14 protein-coding genes and 1 pseudogene are annotated in these 15,636 nt (G+C 66.9%); 11 read left to right on the forward strand and 4 right to left on the reverse strand.

Annotated elements, in window-relative coordinates:
* Nucleotides 1–349: 349 nt before the first annotated feature.
* The 3 genes from ABNX08_RS01210 (at nucleotide 350) to ABNX08_RS01220 (ending at nucleotide 3,669) form a co-directional block, all read left to right on the forward strand.
* A complete protein-coding gene (locus ABNX08_RS01210; protein WP_022533343.1) occupies nucleotides 350–1,681 on the forward strand; it encodes an aspartate aminotransferase family protein in 1,332 nt (443 codons plus the stop codon).
* A gap of 106 nt (nucleotides 1,682–1,787) precedes the next feature.
* A complete protein-coding gene (locus ABNX08_RS01215) occupies nucleotides 1,788–3,305 on the forward strand; it encodes a CoA-acylating methylmalonate-semialdehyde dehydrogenase (RefSeq protein WP_022533344.1) in 1,518 nt (505 codons plus the stop codon).
* A gap of 13 nt (nucleotides 3,306–3,318) precedes the next feature.
* The gene (locus ABNX08_RS01220; protein WP_022533345.1) at nucleotides 3,319–3,669 is read left to right on the forward strand and encodes a glyoxalase superfamily protein; all 351 of its coding nucleotides are present in this window, start codon (nucleotides 3,319–3,321) and stop codon (nucleotides 3,667–3,669) included.
* 6 nt (nucleotides 3,670–3,675) lie between these two features.
* Here ABNX08_RS01220 and ABNX08_RS01225 read toward each other — a convergent pair whose 3' ends face one another.
* Nucleotides 3,676–4,653: a GlxA family transcriptional regulator gene (locus ABNX08_RS01225; RefSeq protein WP_022533346.1), complete on the reverse strand. Its 978-nt coding sequence runs from the start codon at nucleotides 4,651–4,653 to the stop codon at nucleotides 3,676–3,678.
* A gap of 166 nt (nucleotides 4,654–4,819) precedes the next feature.
* On the opposite strand from ABNX08_RS01225, the gene ABNX08_RS01230 reads away from it, so the two are divergent.
* The 3 genes and pseudogenes from ABNX08_RS01230 to ABNX08_RS01240 form a co-directional block, all read left to right on the forward strand.
* Complete coding sequence (locus ABNX08_RS01230) at nucleotides 4,820–6,055, forward strand: MFS transporter (protein ID WP_022533347.1); 1,236 nt, start codon at nucleotides 4,820–4,822, stop codon at nucleotides 6,053–6,055.
* A 10-nt stretch (nucleotides 6,056–6,065) separates the two neighbouring features.
* A complete protein-coding gene (locus tag ABNX08_RS01235) occupies nucleotides 6,066–6,281 on the forward strand; it encodes a hypothetical protein (protein ID WP_022533348.1) in 216 nt (71 codons plus the stop codon).
* A 71-nt stretch (nucleotides 6,282–6,352) separates the two neighbouring features.
* A pseudogene (locus ABNX08_RS01240) lies at nucleotides 6,353–6,601 on the forward strand (amino acid permease C-terminal domain-containing protein); the annotation flags it as partial.
* Nucleotides 6,602–6,607: 6 nt separating this feature from the next.
* On the opposite strand, the gene ABNX08_RS01245 reads toward ABNX08_RS01240, so the two are convergent.
* Nucleotides 6,608–8,014: a PLP-dependent aminotransferase family protein gene (locus tag ABNX08_RS01245; RefSeq protein ID WP_349605398.1), complete on the reverse strand. Its 1,407-nt coding sequence runs from the start codon at nucleotides 8,012–8,014 to the stop codon at nucleotides 6,608–6,610.
* Nucleotides 8,015–8,222: 208 nt separating this feature from the next.
* Between ABNX08_RS01245 and ABNX08_RS01250 the strand changes: the two genes are divergently transcribed.
* The 5 genes from ABNX08_RS01250 to ABNX08_RS01270 all read left to right on the forward strand — a co-directional run bounded on the left by ABNX08_RS01250 (nucleotide 8,223) and on the right by ABNX08_RS01270 (nucleotide 14,299).
* A complete protein-coding gene (locus ABNX08_RS01250) occupies nucleotides 8,223–8,570 on the forward strand; it encodes a DUF2917 domain-containing protein (RefSeq protein WP_349605399.1) in 348 nt (115 codons plus the stop codon).
* Nucleotides 8,571–8,890: 320 nt separating this feature from the next.
* Nucleotides 8,891–12,181, forward strand: coding sequence for a fused isobutyryl-CoA mutase/GTPase IcmF (icmF, locus tag ABNX08_RS01255; RefSeq protein WP_022533352.1), 3,291 nt, complete (start codon nucleotides 8,891–8,893; stop codon nucleotides 12,179–12,181).
* Nucleotides 12,182–12,332: 151 nt separating this feature from the next.
* Nucleotides 12,333–12,770, forward strand: a complete 438-nt coding sequence (locus ABNX08_RS01260; protein ID WP_022533353.1) for an HIT family protein — start codon at nucleotides 12,333–12,335, stop codon at nucleotides 12,768–12,770.
* Complete coding sequence (locus tag ABNX08_RS01265) at nucleotides 12,770–13,672, forward strand: 3-hydroxybutyryl-CoA dehydrogenase (RefSeq protein ID WP_349605690.1); 903 nt, start codon at nucleotides 12,770–12,772, stop codon at nucleotides 13,670–13,672. The genes ABNX08_RS01260 and ABNX08_RS01265 overlap by 1 nt, the downstream gene beginning before the upstream one ends.
* 222 nt (nucleotides 13,673–13,894) lie before the next feature.
* Entirely contained in the window at nucleotides 13,895–14,299 is a 405-nt protein-coding gene (locus ABNX08_RS01270; protein ID WP_349605402.1) for a hypothetical protein, read from the forward strand.
* A gap of 52 nt (nucleotides 14,300–14,351) precedes the next feature.
* Here the strand turns inward: ABNX08_RS01270 and ABNX08_RS01275 are convergent, their stop codons facing one another.
* Together ABNX08_RS01275 and ABNX08_RS01280 are read right to left on the reverse strand one after the other, a co-directional pair.
* Nucleotides 14,352–14,774: a DUF3293 domain-containing protein gene (locus ABNX08_RS01275; protein ID WP_022533356.1), complete on the reverse strand. Its 423-nt coding sequence runs from the start codon at nucleotides 14,772–14,774 to the stop codon at nucleotides 14,352–14,354.
* A 1-nt stretch (nucleotide 14,775) separates the two neighbouring features.
* Nucleotides 14,776–15,444: a Crp/Fnr family transcriptional regulator gene (locus ABNX08_RS01280; RefSeq protein WP_022533357.1), complete on the reverse strand. Its 669-nt coding sequence runs from the start codon at nucleotides 15,442–15,444 to the stop codon at nucleotides 14,776–14,778.
* Nucleotides 15,445–15,636 lie beyond the last annotated feature (192 nt).

Below are 15,636 nucleotides of genomic sequence, written 5' to 3' on the forward strand. Positions count from 1 at the left end.
GAACCTGTACAGTTTAGCGGCCCGCACCGGGGCTCGCTCAGGCCCGCGTTCCGCCACGCGAAATTTGCCGCAGTGCAGCGTGGGATGCCGCACGGCGGTCCGGTGCGGCATGTGGCACGGTGGTGGGCCGGCCACACCCCGGCAACGCTTGCCTGTACGGTTGCGCGTGAGCAAACTGTACGGTAAGGCAGTGCTGTCAGGACTGTATATTTTGTCGGCCAGAGGCCGCCGGTAGAGTGGCCGTCATTGCCGCCGTTTCCTTGCCTGCACCTTTTTACGAGCAAGGCGGCACAAGATCGCCGCTGCGCAACCAGCCAGCGCGCCAACCAGATTTCCCCGAGGAGGACGTATGGACGCCGCCAAGACCGTGATTCCCGATCTCGATGCCCTGTGGATGCCCTTTACCGCCAACCGCCAGTACAAGGCGGCGCCACGCCTGCTGGCGTCGGCCAGCGGCATGTACTACACCACCCACGACGGCCGCCAGATCCTGGACGGATGCGCGGGCCTGTGGTGCGTCGCCGCCGGTCACTGCCGCAAGGAGATCGCAGAGGCCGTGGCGCGCCAGGCCGCCACGCTGGACTATGCACCGCCGTTCCAGATGGGCCACCCGCTGTCGTTCGAGGCTGCCTCCAAGGTCGCCGCGATCATGCCGCAGGGGCTGGACCGCATCTTCTTCACCAACTCGGGCTCCGAGTCGGTCGACACCGCACTGAAGATCGCGCTGGCCTACCACCGCGCGCGCGGCGAAGGCCAGCGCACGCGCTTTATTGGCCGCGAGCGCGGCTACCACGGCGTGGGCTTCGGCGGCATGGCGGTGGGCGGCATCGGCCCCAACCGCAAGGCCTACTCGGCCAATCTGATGCCGGGCACCGACCACCTGCCGGCCACGCTCAACATCGCCGAGGCAGCCTTCTCCAAGGGCCAGCCGCAATGGGGCGCGCACCTGGCCGACGAGCTGGAACGCATCCTGGCGCTGCATGACCCGGCCAACGTCGCCGCCGTGATCGTCGAGCCGCTGGCCGGCTCCGCTGGCGTGCTGGTGCCGCCGGTCGGCTACCTGGAAAAGCTGCGCGAGATCACCAGCAAGCACGGCATCCTGCTGATCTTCGACGAGGTGATCACCGCCTTCGGCCGCCTGGGCGCCGCCACCGCGGCCGAGCGCTTCAACGTGACGCCGGACCTGATCACCATGGCCAAGGCGATCAACAACGCCGCCGTGCCGATGGGCGCCGTGGCCGTGCGCCGCGAAGTCCATGACACTGTGGTCAACGCCGCCGCGCCGGGCACGATCGAACTGATGCATGGCTACACCTACTCCGGCCACCCGCTGGCTGCCGCGGCCACGATCGCGACGCTCGACCTGTACGAGCGCGAGAACCTGTTCGGCCGCGCCGCCGAACTGGCGCCGGTGTTCGAAGCGGCGGTGCACGGCGTGCGTGGCGCGCCGCACGTGAAGGACATCCGCAATTACGGGCTGGTGGCAGGCATCGAGCTGGAGTCGCGTCCGGGCCAGCCCGGCGCGCGCGCCTACGAGGCCTTCCTGAAATGCCTGGAGCGCGGCGTGCTGGTGCGCTACACCGGCGACATCCTGGCGTTCTCGCCGCCGCTGATCATCTCGGAAGCGCAGATCGCCGAGCTGTTCGATACCGTCAAGCTGGCGCTGCAGGACGTCAAGTAAGCGGCCCGGGCCGCCATGCATCCTTGCCGGGCCTGAGGGCCCGGCAGTCTCTCGTTTTCAAGGGCCCGTAGGCGTCGCACGCCTGCGGCCATCGAGGAAAAATCCAGTGAATATCGCAGAAAACCGGCAGCTGGCCGAGATCCACCATTACATCGGCGGCGCCGTGCGCCGCGCCGGCGGGCAGCGCCTGGCCGACGTCTTCAATCCCGCCACCGGCGAGGTCAGCGCTCGCGTCGCGCTCGGCACCACGCAGGATGTGGCCGACGCCGTGGCTGCCGCCAAGGCCGCCTTCCCGGCATGGTCGGAAACCCCGCCGCTGCGCCGCGCGCGCATCCTGTTCAAGTTCAAGGAGTTGCTCGACCAGCACCACGACGACCTGGCCGCGCTGATCACGCGCGAGCACGGCAAGGTGTTCTCGGACGCCAAGGGCGAAGTCACGCGCGGCGTCGAGGTGGTGGAGTTCGCCTGCGGCATCCCCAACCTGCTCAAGACCGACTTCACCGACAACATCGGCGGCGGCATCGACAACTGGAACCTGCGCCAGCCGCTGGGCGTGGTGGCCGGCATCACGCCGTTCAACTTCCCGGTGATGGTGCCGATGTGGATGTTCCCGGTGGCGATCGCCTGCGGCAATACCTTCGTGCTGAAGCCTTCGGAACGCGATCCGTCGCCGAGCCTGCTGATTGCCGATCTGCTGCGCCAGGCCGGCTTGCCCGATGGCGTGTTCAACGTGGTGCAGGGCGACAAGGAAGCGGTCGATGCGCTGCTGGCGCATCCGGATGTGCAGGCGCTGTCGTTCGTCGGTTCGACGCCGATTGCGGAGTACATCTATACGGAAGGCACCAGGCACGGCAAGCGCGTGCAGGCGCTGGGCGGTGCCAAGAACCACCTGGTGGTGATGCCCGATGCGGATCTCGACCAGGCGGTGGATGCGCTGATCGGCGCGGCCTACGGCTCCGCCGGCGAGCGCTGCATGGCGATCTCGGTGGCGGTGGCGGTTGGCGACGTGGCCGACAAGCTCGTGCCGCGACTCGCCGAACGCGCCAGCTCGCTGAAGATCCGCAACGGCATGGAGACGGACGCCGAAATGGGTCCGCTGGTGACCGCTGCGCACAAGGCGAAGGTGGAGGGCTATATCGCCAAGGGCGTGGAAGAGGGCGCGACGCTGGTGACCGATGGCCGCGGCCACAAGGTCGAAGGGCATGAGAACGGCTTCTATGTCGGCGGCACGCTGTTCGACAACGTCAAGCCGGACATGACGATCTACAAGGAAGAGATCTTCGGCCCAGTGCTGTCGGTGGTGCGCGTGCATGACTTTGCCGATGCCGTGGCGCTGATCAATGCGCATGAATACGGCAACGGCGTATCTTGCTACACCAGCGATGGCGGCATCGCCCGCGCCTTTGCGCGGCAGATCCAGGTGGGCATGGTCGGCATCAACGTGCCGATCCCGGTGCCGATGGCCTGGCATTCGTTCGGCGGCTGGAAGCGCTCGCTGTTCGGTGATCACCACGCCTATGGCGAAGAAGGCGTGCGCTTCTACACGCGCTACAAGAGCGTGATGCAGCGCTGGCCGGATTCGATTGCCAAAGGCGCTGAGTTCACGATGCCGGTGGCCAAGTAACCGGCGCGCGGGCATGAGGGTCAACCGGATCGTTGCCAACATTGCCGCCGCCGACCCGGCCGGTGCCCGCGCTTTCTACCAGGACATCCTGGGCCTGGACGTGTTGATGGACCACGGCTGGCTCCAGACCTACGGCAGCACCGCGACCATGACCGTCCAGCTCAGTGTCGCCACGGAAGGTGGCAACGGCACGCCGGTGCCGGACCTGTCGATCGAAGTCGATGACGTCGACGAGGCGCACCGGCGCATGCTGGCCGCCGGCATTGCCATCGAGTACGGTCCCGCCGACGAGCCGTGGGGCGTGCGCCGCTTCTACGTGCGCGATCCGTTCGGCCGGCTGGTCAATATCCTGATGCACACCTGAGCGCAGTCATTCCGCGCTGCCGGCGCGGGCTTGCCGGTATGCCTTAGGCGTGGACGGCTCGGCTTTGTTCCAGCAGGCGCGGAAGGCCTGCACGCTACCGAAGCCGCTTTTCAGCGCAATCTCTTCTACCGGCAATGTCGATGCCGCCAGCAGCTTGCGCGCGCGCGCCATGCGTAGCGTGAGTTGGTACTGCTTGGGCGTGAGGCCGGTTTCTTCATGGAACATGCGGGACAGGTGCCGCACGCTGATGGCGAAGCGGTCGGCGAAGCGCGGGTCGGCAACATTGGTGTCGAGCTCCCGCGAGATCGCGTCCTGTACCGCATGCACCAGCGCGTTGCCATGCGAGCGCGCGCGGAACTGCGGAGCGAGCTGCGGATCGCCGCTGAAGCGGCGGAAGGGCACCACGTTGTCGCGTGCCACGGCGATGGCGGCTTCGTCGCCGTAGGCGTCGGCCACCAGACGCAGCGCCAGGTCGATGCCCGAAGCCACGCCGGCTGACGTCCACACATTGCCATCGCGAACGAACACCCGGTTGTCGACGACCGAGGCGGCGGGGTGCCGCGTGCGCAGGCGGCGGGTGTGGGCATGGTGGGTGGTGCACAGGCGGCCGTCGAGCAGGCCGGCGGCGCCCAGCAGGAAGGCACCGGTGCAGACGGCGGCGACTTGTACGTCGGCGTTCCTGCCGTCGCCGAAAGACGCCTTCAGCCAACTCGCGGTATCGTGCCATGCGGGCGAGGTAGTCAGCGTGTCCAGAAGTTTGCTGCCGATGGCCAGCACCACGTCGCCGGGGGAGAGTCGTGCAGGCAGGCGTTCGACCTGGCCCAGTGCCGGCCCCTGGAACGAAGTGACGCTCGAATGCGGCCCGACGCAGCGCACCTTGAGCGGCGCAACGCCCAGCTCCGATACGCTCGACAGGATCTGCAGCGGGCCGCCAAGGTCGAGCATGTGGACGTTGGGCAGCACCAGGAGATAGGCGGTAGTCATCGCGGCAAGGGAAGAGCGAGCGATACGATGCCGTCATTCTCGCGCGATTCCAGCGCAACGCAACAGTGATGGCCGAAAATTTGCTTTTCTGGTCCAGGCGGTTGCCGTGGCGAGGGGGCGGGCTTGCTTAGCATGCCACCAAGCCTCGCACGACTGAGAGATCGACATGCCCCGCACCCGCATCCCCGCCATCACCCTTGCCCTGGTCGCTATCGGCTTTGCCGCGATGTTCGTCTCGACCGCGGTCAAGGGCCTCTACCAGGTGTATTTCGTCGACCTAGCGGCGCACTTCGGCCAGGGCCGGGCGCAGTTCGCCTGGTCCGGCAGCGTATTCATGCTGGCCACCGGGCTGATGTCGCCGGTGGTCGGCGCGCTCAGCGACCGGATCGGTCCGTTGCGCACCTCGGCGGCCGGTGCGCTGGCGGCGGGGCTGGCGCTCGCCGGGGTGGCGCTATGGCAGCAGTCGCTGGCGTTCTTCGTGCTGATGTTCGGACTCGCCGGTGCCTTCGGTCTGGCGGCGATGACCTTCGTGCCGATGGGCATCCTGGTCGACCGCCTGTTCGAGGAACGCAAGAAGGGGCTGGCCTATGCGGTCGTCACCAACGGCACCGCGATCGGCTTTATTGTGCTGTCGCCGCTGTGGATCTGGCTGCAGCCGCAGGCAAGCTGGGGCGCGGCCTTCGGCGTGGCCGGAGCGGTGTTCGCCGTGCCGGTTGCCATGGCGTTGTGGCTGGCATCGCACTGGGAACCGGCGTCGGGGCAGCGCACGGCGGCAGTGGAAGCCTCGGCATGGACGGTGGTGCGGCGCGATCCGGTCTTCTACGCGCTGGCGGCCAGCTTCTTCGGCTGCGGCGCGACCATGGCCTTTATCGACGTGCACCTGATCGCGCACTGGCAAGGGCAGGGTGAGCCGCGCCTGGCGATGGGCTATGGCATGAGCACGCTCGGCGTGCTGGAGCTGGCCAGCGGCATCGCCTCCGGCGCGCTGGCGCTGCGCTTTGACAAGCACCGGCTGCTGGCCGGGTTCTACGCGCTGCGCTCGGCGTCGATGCTGTTGCTGCTGCTGCCGGGGCTGGGCGTGCTGCCGTTCGCGATCGGCTTCGGCGCCAGCTACCTGGGCACGGTGGTCCTGACCTCGATGTTCTGCTTCGAGCGCTACGGCAGCCGGATCAAGGGCAAGGTGTTCGGCCTGCTGTTCCTTGGGCATCAGCTGGGCGCTTTCCTGACCGTGCAACTCGGGGCGTGGTCGTTCGACGCAACCCGCAGTTACCAGCACACGATCGCGGCGCTGGTCGCGGTGACGCTGTGCTCGGCCGCCTGGGCGTGGTTCGGCCTGCGCCGCGCGGGACCGCTGCCCGCGCTGGCCGACCTCCCGGCGATGCCGGAAGCCGCCAGCCGTTGAGGCCCGGGCCATGATCGCGCCGGCGTTGCTGCGCATCGTCTTTGCCGGAGTCACCCTGCTGCCTCTGGCGCTGGCAGCGTGGGCGCTGCCATGGCCGCTGCGCGCAAGAATCGCGGCGCTGGCCTTGCTTGCGCTCTGTGCCGCCGCCGTGCTGGCGCTCGATCCCCTGGCCGCCGCATTCGCGCGTGTGGACGGCATCCTCTCGGCGCCGGGCTGCGGCGGTTGATCGGTCGGCGGTCAGCACCCTGATTTTCCTATCATTTCGCGGACCTGCACCGCGGCGCTTCCATCCCAAAAGTGATTGCCTTTACGCTGATCTCCGTGGCGGTGCTGGTGCTGCGCAAGACGCGCCCGGAACTGCCGAGCGCGTTCCGCTGCCCGGGCGTGCCGGTGGTGCCGCTGCTGTCGATCGGCTTCTGCCTGTTCCTGATGGCGCACCTGCAGGCGCTGACGTGGATCGCCTTCCTGGTGTGGCTGGCGGTGGGGCTGGTGACCTACTTTGCCTATGCGCGGCGCAATGCCGTCCTGCATAACCACGGAGGCTAGACCCCATCAACCACCGCGCTCGGCGGCGGCCTTCATGAAGGCCACCGCGCGCGGTTCGTTGGCATAGGCGGCGTTGATCCGGATCCAGGCCGAGGTCTCGCCGCCGGGGCGGAAGTAATTGCCTGGTGCCAGCGTCACGCCGTATTCCTCGCCCAGCGTCACCAGCTCGCGCGAATCTTCGATGCCGGGCGGGCGCGCCCACAGGAAGTTGCCGCCCGACGGCTCGCAGAACACTTCCCAGCCGCAGCCGGTGAGCTGCCGCACCGCATTGGCCGATGCCTCGCGCACGCGCAGCCGCAGCCGCTCCACAAACTTGCGATAGCCGCCACGTTCCAGCAGCGCCGCCGTGACCGCCTCCGCAAAGTGCGAGCCGGCCACGCTGGTCAGCACCTTCACGTCGACCAGGTCCTTGATCAGCGCCTTGTCCGCCACCAGGTAGCCGATCCGCAGCGAGGCCGACACCGTCTTGGAAAAGCCGCCGATGTAGATCACGTGCTCTAGCTGGTCCAGCGTCGCCAGCCGGTCAGTGAAGTGCGTCTGGAAGTCCGAGAAGATATCGTCCTCGACAAAGCGGAAGCCATGCCGGCGCGCCAGCTCCAGCAGGCGGAACGCCACCGGCGGCGCCAGCGTCGAGCCGGTCGGGTTCTGCAGCACGCTGTTGGTGAAGAACAGCTTGGGCTTGTGCTGGCGCAGCAGCGCCTCGGTGGCGTCCGGGTCGGGGCCGTTGCGCGTGTGCGGCACGCCCACCAGCTGCACGCCGTGCAGCCGCAGCAGGCCGAACAGGTTGTAGTAGCCGGGGTCTTCGACGAAGACCGTGTCGCCGGGCTTGAGCAGGTGGCGCACCACGAGGTCCAGTGCCTGGCTGGCGCCGCTGGTGATCAGTACCTGTGGCAGCTCCGCCGCGATGCCCAGCTGGCGCACGCGCAGCAGCACCTGGCGGCGCAACTCCGGGTGGCCCGTGGGCGTGGCGTAGTGGATCACGCTGTCGATCTCGTTGCGCGAGATTGCGCGGATCGCCTGCTGCAGCCCTTCCACGTCGCGCCAGGTCTCGGGAACGAAGCCGCCGGCCAGCTTGAGCGTGCCGCTGGGGTGGTTGAACTGCTCGATGATGTGGTCCGACAGGTCTTCGGCCAGGCTCGGGTCCGACCAGCCGCGCGCCGAGCGCCCCGCCAGTGGACTGTCCGCCACATAGAAGCCCGAACCCTGGCGCGAATCCAGCAGCCCTTGCGACACCAGCCGGTCATAGGCCTCGATCACCGGGAAGCGGCTGATGCCGTTCTCGGCCGCCAGCTGCCGGATCGACGGCAGCTTTGCGCCAGGCCGAGCCTCGCGGTTGCCGATCCACGACTTCACGCCGTTGACGATCTGATCGGTCAGTGGAATTCCGGTAGAAGCATCTAAGATTAGTTTCATAGGCAGGGCAGCCGGGGGAAACCGGAGAACGCAACTGTCAGAAAAAACTACTGAACAGTTCATCGAAAACTGTTCACAACTGTACATGGGATTGTAGTGAGGGATGCGAATAATGGAAGCATGGCGGAGAAAGGCGCCGGCTCCTGTGGTCATTCGGCATCCAGGCGTCGGCACCGGACCAGACCGCCGGGCTGATGAGGAGTGCAACATGCGCGAACTACGGACTTTAGAACTGGATGAGCCCGGACAGCCAGTGAGCTGGCGCGCCGGTTACGGGCAGACCGTCTGCGCGGCGGCGGGCAAGCTGTGGGTGACGGTCGAGGGCAATCCCAACGATATCTGGCTGGAGCCGGGCGCCGAGCTCGCGCTGCCGGAGGGCTATCGTGTATGGCTGTCGGGCGACGGCCCGGGTGCGCGCTTCACGCTGGCGCAGACGCCGGCACCGTGGTCGCTGCGGCGGCTGGCGGCGTGGCTGCGTGTGATGCGGCATCGTGTGGAAGAGCACAGCACGGATGCGTTCGGGGAGTGCCCGAGGATTTGGGCGTTATGCCGATAGACCGGCCACCGCCGGCGGTTTGCGCCCCTCTCCCATAAACGAGAGAGGGGAGGCAACACTCCCAGCTTTTGTTAGCAACCTCAGGCCACCGACAGGTGGCCTTTTGCTTGCCCGACAGTCGCCCCGGACACCTACTCTATAAGGACACCGAAACCCTGCCCTCGGGGTTCCAACCCATTGATTTACGTTAACGTCAACGTCATATAATCGATCGGCCCCAACCCCCGGGGCGCAGCCCGCGCATCTTCAGCCAAGCCGGCACAGACCAGCACCCCAGGCGGACGCCGCGGTGGCAGCCAACACCAGAAACGGTGGAGACAATGACCGACCTTTCCGATGTGCATGATGTGCGCCGCGGCGCGCCGCAGCCCAAGCCCACCGCGCAGGGCCGCGGTCCGGTCAACAAGGTTCGCTTTGTCACGGCGGCGTCGCTGTTCGACGGCCATGACGCCTCGATCAACATCATGCGCCGCATCCTGCAGTCGCACGGCTGCGAGGTGGTCCACCTTGGCCACAACCGTTCCGTCGAGGAAGTGGTGACGGCGGCGCTGCAGGAAGACGCGCAGGGCATTGCGATCTCCAGCTACCAGGGCGGCCATGTCGAGTACTTCAAGTACATGGTCGACCTGCTGCGCGAGAAAGGTGGCGAGCACGTGCAGGTCTTTGGCGGTGGCGGCGGCGTGATCGTGCCGGACGAGATCCGCGAGCTGCAGGCCTACGGCGTGGCGCGCATCTTCAGCCCCGAGGACGGCCAGCGCATGGGCCTGGCCGGCATGATTGCCGACATGGTGCAGCGCTGCGATATCGACCTGTCGCGCTATGCGCCGGCCTCGCTCGAACCCGTCGCCGGCGGCAACCGCCGCGCGCTGGCGCAGCTCATCACCGCGCTGGAGAACGGCAAGGCCGATCCGGCGCTGGTGCAGGCGATGCATTCGCAAGCGGCAGCCGCATCGATCCCGGTGCTCGGCATCACCGGCACCGGTGGCGCGGGCAAGTCGTCGCTGACCGACGAGCTGATCCGCCGCTTCCGGCTCGACCAGCAGGATGCGCTGTCGATCGCCGTGATCTCGATCGACCCGTCGCGGCGCAAGTCTGGGGGCGCGCTGCTGGGCGACCGCATCCGCATGAACGCGATCAACCATCCGAACATCTTCATGCGCTCGATGGCGACGCGCGAGGCGGGCTCGGAGATCTCGCAGGCATTGCCGGACGTGATCGCCGCGTGCAAGGTGGCGGGCTTCGACCTGGTGATCGTCGAGACCTCGGGCATCGGCCAGGGCGACGCGGCCATCGTGCCGCATGTGGACCGGTCGCTGTACGTGATGACGCCGGAGTTCGGCGCGGCCAGCCAGCTCGAGAAGATCGACATGCTGGACTTCGCCGACTTCGTCGCCATCAACAAGTTCGACCGCAAGGGTGCGCAGGACGCCTGGCGCGACGTCGCCAAGCAGGTGCAGCGCAACCGCGAGCAATGGCATGGCAAGGCCGAAGACATGCCGGTGTACGGCACGCAGGCCTCGCGCTTCAATGACGACGGCGTCACCATGCTGTATCAGGGCCTGCGCGAGGCGCTGGCCGAACGCGGACTGAAGCTGCAGCCGGGCACGCTGCCCGCGCTGTGGGGGCGCATTTCCACCGGCCAGAACGTGATCGTGCCGCCCGCGCGCAGCCGCTACCTGGCGGAACTGGCCGACACGGTGCGCGGCTACCACCGCCGCGTGATGGAGCAGAGCCGCATCGCCCGCGAGCGCCAGCAGCTGCGCGCATCGAGCGCCATGCTGCAGGCCGCGCAAGGCGATGGCGCCGCGCTGGATGCGCTGGCGGCTGAGCGCGACACCGCCCTCGGACAGGTCGAGCGCAAGCTGCTGGCGATGTGGCCGCAGATGCGCGAAGCCTACGGCGGCGACGAGTACGTGGTGAAGATCCGCGACAGGGAGATCCGCACGGGGCTGGTCACCACCACGCTGTCCGGCACCAAGGTGCGCAAGGTGGTGCTGCCGCGCTTCGAGGACGACGGCGAGGTGCTGAAGTGGCTGATGCGCGAGAACGTGCCCGGCAGCTTCCCGTACACCGCCGGCGTGTTCGCCTTCAAGCGCGAGAATGAGGATCCCACGCGCATGTTCGCCGGCGAGGGCGATGCGTTCCGCACCAACCGGCGCTTCAAGCTGGTGTCCGAGGGCATGGACGCCAAGCGCCTGTCCACGGCCTTCGATTCGGTCACGCTGTATGGCGAAGACCCGCACGTGCGGCCCGATATCTACGGCAAGGTCGGCAACTCCGGCGTGTCGATCGCCACGCTCGACGACATGAAGGTGCTGTACGACGGCTTCGACCTGACCAGTCCGTCGACCTCGGTGTCGATGACCATCAACGGCCCGGCGCCGACCATCCTGGCGATGTTCATGAACACCGCCATCGACCAGCAGTTCGACAAGTTCCGCGCCGACAACCAGCGCGAGCCCACCGCCGACGAAGAAGCCAAGACCCGCGCGTGGGTGCTGCAGAACGTGCGCGGCACGGTGCAGGCCGACATCCTCAAGGAAGACCAGGGCCAGAACACCTGCATCTTCTCTACCGAGTTCTCGCTAAAGGTGATGGGCGATATCCAGGAGTACTTTGTCCACCACCAGGTGCGCAACTTCTACTCGGTGTCGATCTCGGGCTACCACATCGCCGAGGCCGGTGCGAACCCGATCTCGCAGCTCGCCTTCACGCTCGCCAACGGCTTCACCTATGTGGAGGCCTACCTGGCACGCGGCATGCATATCGATGACTTCGCGCCCAACCTGTCGTTCTTCTTCTCCAACGGCATGGACCCGGAGTACAGCGTGCTGGGCCGCGTGGCGCGCCGCATCTGGGCGGTGACCATGCGCGACAAGTACGGCGCCAACGAACGCAGCCAGAAGCTCAAGTACCACATCCAGACCTCGGGCCGCTCGCTGCACGCGCAGGAGATCGACTTCAACGATATTCGCACCACGCTGCAGGCGCTGATCGCGATCTACGACAACTGCAATTCGCTGCACACCAATGCCTACAACGAGGCCATCACCACGCCCACCGGTGAATCGGTGCGCCGCGCGCTGGCGATCCAGCTGATCATCAACCGCGAATGGGGCGTGGCCAAGTGCGAGAACCCGAACCAGGGCAGCTTCCTGATCGAGGAACTGACCGACCTGGTGGAAGAGGCGGTGCTGCAGGAGTTCGAGCGCATCGCCGAGCGCGGCGGCGTGCTGGGCGCGATGGAAACCGGCTACCAGCGAGGCAAGATCCAGGAAGAGTCGCTCTACTACGAGCAGCTCAAGCACGATGGCACGCTGCCCATCATCGGCGTCAACACCTTCCGCAATCCTGAGGGCGACCCGATCCCGCAGAAGCTGGAGCTGGCGCGCTCGAGCGAGGCCGAGAAGCAGAGCCAGCTCGACCGGCTGCAGGCCTTCCAGCAGGCGCATGTGGACGAGGCACCTGCGATGCTGCAGCGGCTGCGCCAGGCGGTGATCGACAACCAGAACGTGTTCGCGGTGCTGATGGACGCGGTGCGGGTTTGCTCGCTTGGGCAGGTCACGCATGCGCTGTTCGAGGTGGGCGGGCAGTACCGGCGCAATATGTAGACCCGGGCTCACGCAGGGAGCGCCTCAGTGCGCGTTTATCGCGCAGGGCGGCCGCAGTGAACGGCCGCCCTGCGTTACACTCGAATGCTGCGCCGCGGCGATTCCAGCATCGCGCCGGCTACGAAATCCGAGATAACCGCAATACAAGACCATGGACAGCCAGTACAACCCGAACAACATCTTCGCGAAGATCCTGCGCGGCGAGATGCCGTGCATCAAGGTGTACGAGGACGACGACACCATCGCCTTCATGGACATCATGCCGCAGGCCGATGGCCATACGCTGGTGGTGCCCAAGGAAGCCGCGGTCAACCTGTTCGACTTGTCCGAGCAGGGCGCGCAGGCGGCCATCCGCGCCACGCAGCGCGTGGCGCGCGCGGTGCGTGCCGCGTTCTCGCCGGACGGCATCTCGATCGGCCAGTTCAACGGCGCGGCCGCGGGGCAGACCGTGCCGCACGTGCATTTCCATATCGTGCCGCGCTATAACGATCACGCCCTGCGCGGTCACGCGCGCGAGATGCAGGACCCGGACCTGCTCAAGGGGCACGCCGAGCGCATCATCGCCGCGCTGCGCGAGCAGGCGGCCTGATCCGGAACAATCCAACACAATCCAACCAGCAGACAGAGGAAGACAAGATGGCAATCAGGACAGTGGGCATCGTCGGTGCCGGCACCATGGGCAATGGCATCGCCCAGGCCTGCGCGGTAGTGGGTCTCAAGGTGGTGATGGTGGACATCAGCGACGCCGCCGTGCAGAAGGGCGTGGCCACCGTGGCGGGCAGCCTGGATCGGCTGATCAAGAAAGAAAAGGCGACCGAGGCCGACAAGGCCGCGGCGCTGGCGCGCATCAAGGGCAGCACGTCGTATGACGATCTGAAGGCCACCGATATCGTGATCGAGGCCGCCACCGAGAACTACGACCTGAAGGTCAAGATCCTCAAGCAGATCGACGACATCGTCGGCGAGAACGTGATCATCGCGTCCAACACCTCGTCGATCTCGATCACCAAGCTGGCCGCGGTGACCTCGCGCGCCGACCGCTTTATCGGCATGCACTTCTTCAACCCGGTGCCGGTGATGGCGCTGGTGGAACTGATCCGCGGGCTGCAGACCAGCGACGCCACGCACGCCGCCGTGGAAGCGCTGGCCAAGGAGCTGGGCAAGTACCCGATCACGGTCAAGAACAGCCCGGGCTTCGTCGTCAATCGCATCCTGTGCCCGATGATCAATGAGGCTTTCTGCGTGCTGGGCGAAGGCCTGGCGTCGCCGGAAGAAATCGATGAAGGCATGAAGCTGGGTTGCAACCACCCGATTGGGCCGCTGGCGCTGGCCGACATGATTGGCCTGGACACCATGCTGGCGGTGATGGAAGTGCTGTACACGGAATTTGCCGATCCGAAGTACCGCCCGGCGATGCTGATGCGTGAGATGGTGGCCGCCGGCTACCTGGGCCGCAAGACCGGCCGCGGCGTGTACGTCTACAGCAAGTAATCCAGGCGGCACCTGCCGCATGTGACAGGCCCCGCTGCCCCACGGCGGCGGGCAATGAGTACCGGCGGCCGCTTCGCGCGGCCGCCGGCCATTCCGGGCCGTCCCGCTGCCGGGCTGCCAAATCCCGCTTACACGGCGTTATATGCCGAAACAATCCGCCGCATCCAGTAACAGGAATGCGCGGTAGAGTGCACCCATTCCATTTACAACAAGAGAATCACAATGGCCCATCCGGTTCTTTTTGCCGCGCTGCTCGCCGGTGCGTTGTCCCTGCTGGCTGCCCGCTCCGCGATGGCCCACGTCGATGTGGGCGTGCATGTCGGCGCGCCGGTCTATGTGGCGCCCGCGCCGGTCTATGTGGCACCCGCGCCGGTCTATGTGGCACCCCCGCCGCACGTGGTCTATGCGCCGCGCTACCACGGCTGGCATGGTGACCGCTACTGGGACGGCCGGCGCTGGTATGGCCGCCATGAGTGGCGCGGCCACCGCCATCACCACCACCATCGCCACCACGGCTATCACGGTCACTATCGTGGCCACGGGCACGGCGGACACCACGGGCACCATGGCCACGGCGGCCATGGCGGCCATGGCGGCCATGGCGGCCACCGAGGCCACGGTCACTGATTGCCATGCCGGCTGACGCGCCGGCAGGCAACGCCTGACAGGCGCGCGGCGCTCAGCGCAGCAGCACCAGTCGCGGCACCGCGTCCGCGCCGCTCCACACCAGCGCGTTCTGCCCGTATTTCTCCCCCAGCGCCCTGGCATCGGCCAGCGACAAACCGGGCACCAGCAAGCTCGGCTCGGCCGGCCAGCCGTTGCACGGATGCTCGCCGGCGGCGTCGATCGCACGCAATCCCATCTGAGTCACGTCCTGCGCCAGCGCCTGCTGGCGGCGCGCGTTGGCGGCATCGTCGCAGCGCTGGCTGAACGGGTTGGCGGCGGTGATGAAGGCGCTCGCTGCCACACCATGGGCGCGGTGCAGCGCTGCCAGCGGGGCGCTGGCCTGGTCGATGCGCAAGGTCATCGGCATATCGCCCAGCACGCGATAGTGCGTCTCGCGGTAGGCGCGCAGCGTGGCGTCGTCGATGGCGGTGGCCATGCTATTCGCCGTACTGCCGCAACCCCTCCAGATCCAGTACCTCGATCACGCCGTAGTCCACCCGCACCAGCCCCTGCTGCTCCAGCACCTTCAGTGCCTGGTTGGCGCGCTGGCGCGAAATGCCGGCGAGCAGGCCGATTTCTTCCTGCGAAATCTCCAGCGTCTTTCCGATCCCCGGATACAGGTGCTCGTTAAAGAGCGACGACACCGCGCGCGCCACGCGCGAATCGATATCGAGCAGCCGCTCGTATTCCACCGCCGCGATGAACTGCCCCAGGCGCTCGTTGAACTGCGTCAGTAAAAAGCGCGTGAACGGCAGGCTGGTATCCAGCAACCACTGAAAAGTGTCGCGCGGCAGGAAGGCGATGGTCGAGCGGCGCAGCGCCATCACGTCGTACTTGCGGATCTCCGACTTGAGCACCGCGCCTTCGCCGAACCAGCCGCCGGTGGGCACGCCGGTGAAGGTGACCGACTTCCCTGACGGCGACACCGTGGTGATCTTGACGATGCCTTCGAGCACGCCCATCCAGTGCTCGGCGATGTCGCCCTTGTGGCAGACGTAGTCGCCCTGGCTGTACTCGTGCACGAACATCGCGCGGCGCACGCGCTCGCGCTGCTCCGGGCTCAGGTCTGCTGCCCACACGCAGCGGTCGACAAAATCGTTCAGCATGGCCTGGAATTGCTCCGGTAGGGATTAACCCGGAATTGTCACCGGCGTGACAACCCGGGTGGTTGGCATGGGCTATCGTACGATCACAACGGAACCGCGGGTGCCACACGGGGCACGCCGGGGAAAGACGAAAAAGCTTTCCCGGCCCCCCTCAGAACAGGCACAGACGGGCTTGATGCGATGCGGCAGATG

The sequence above is a fragment of the Cupriavidus sp. DF5525 genome (genome assembly GCF_040149425.2).
Classification (GTDB): Bacteria; Pseudomonadota; Gammaproteobacteria; order Burkholderiales; family Burkholderiaceae; genus Cupriavidus; species Cupriavidus pickettii_A.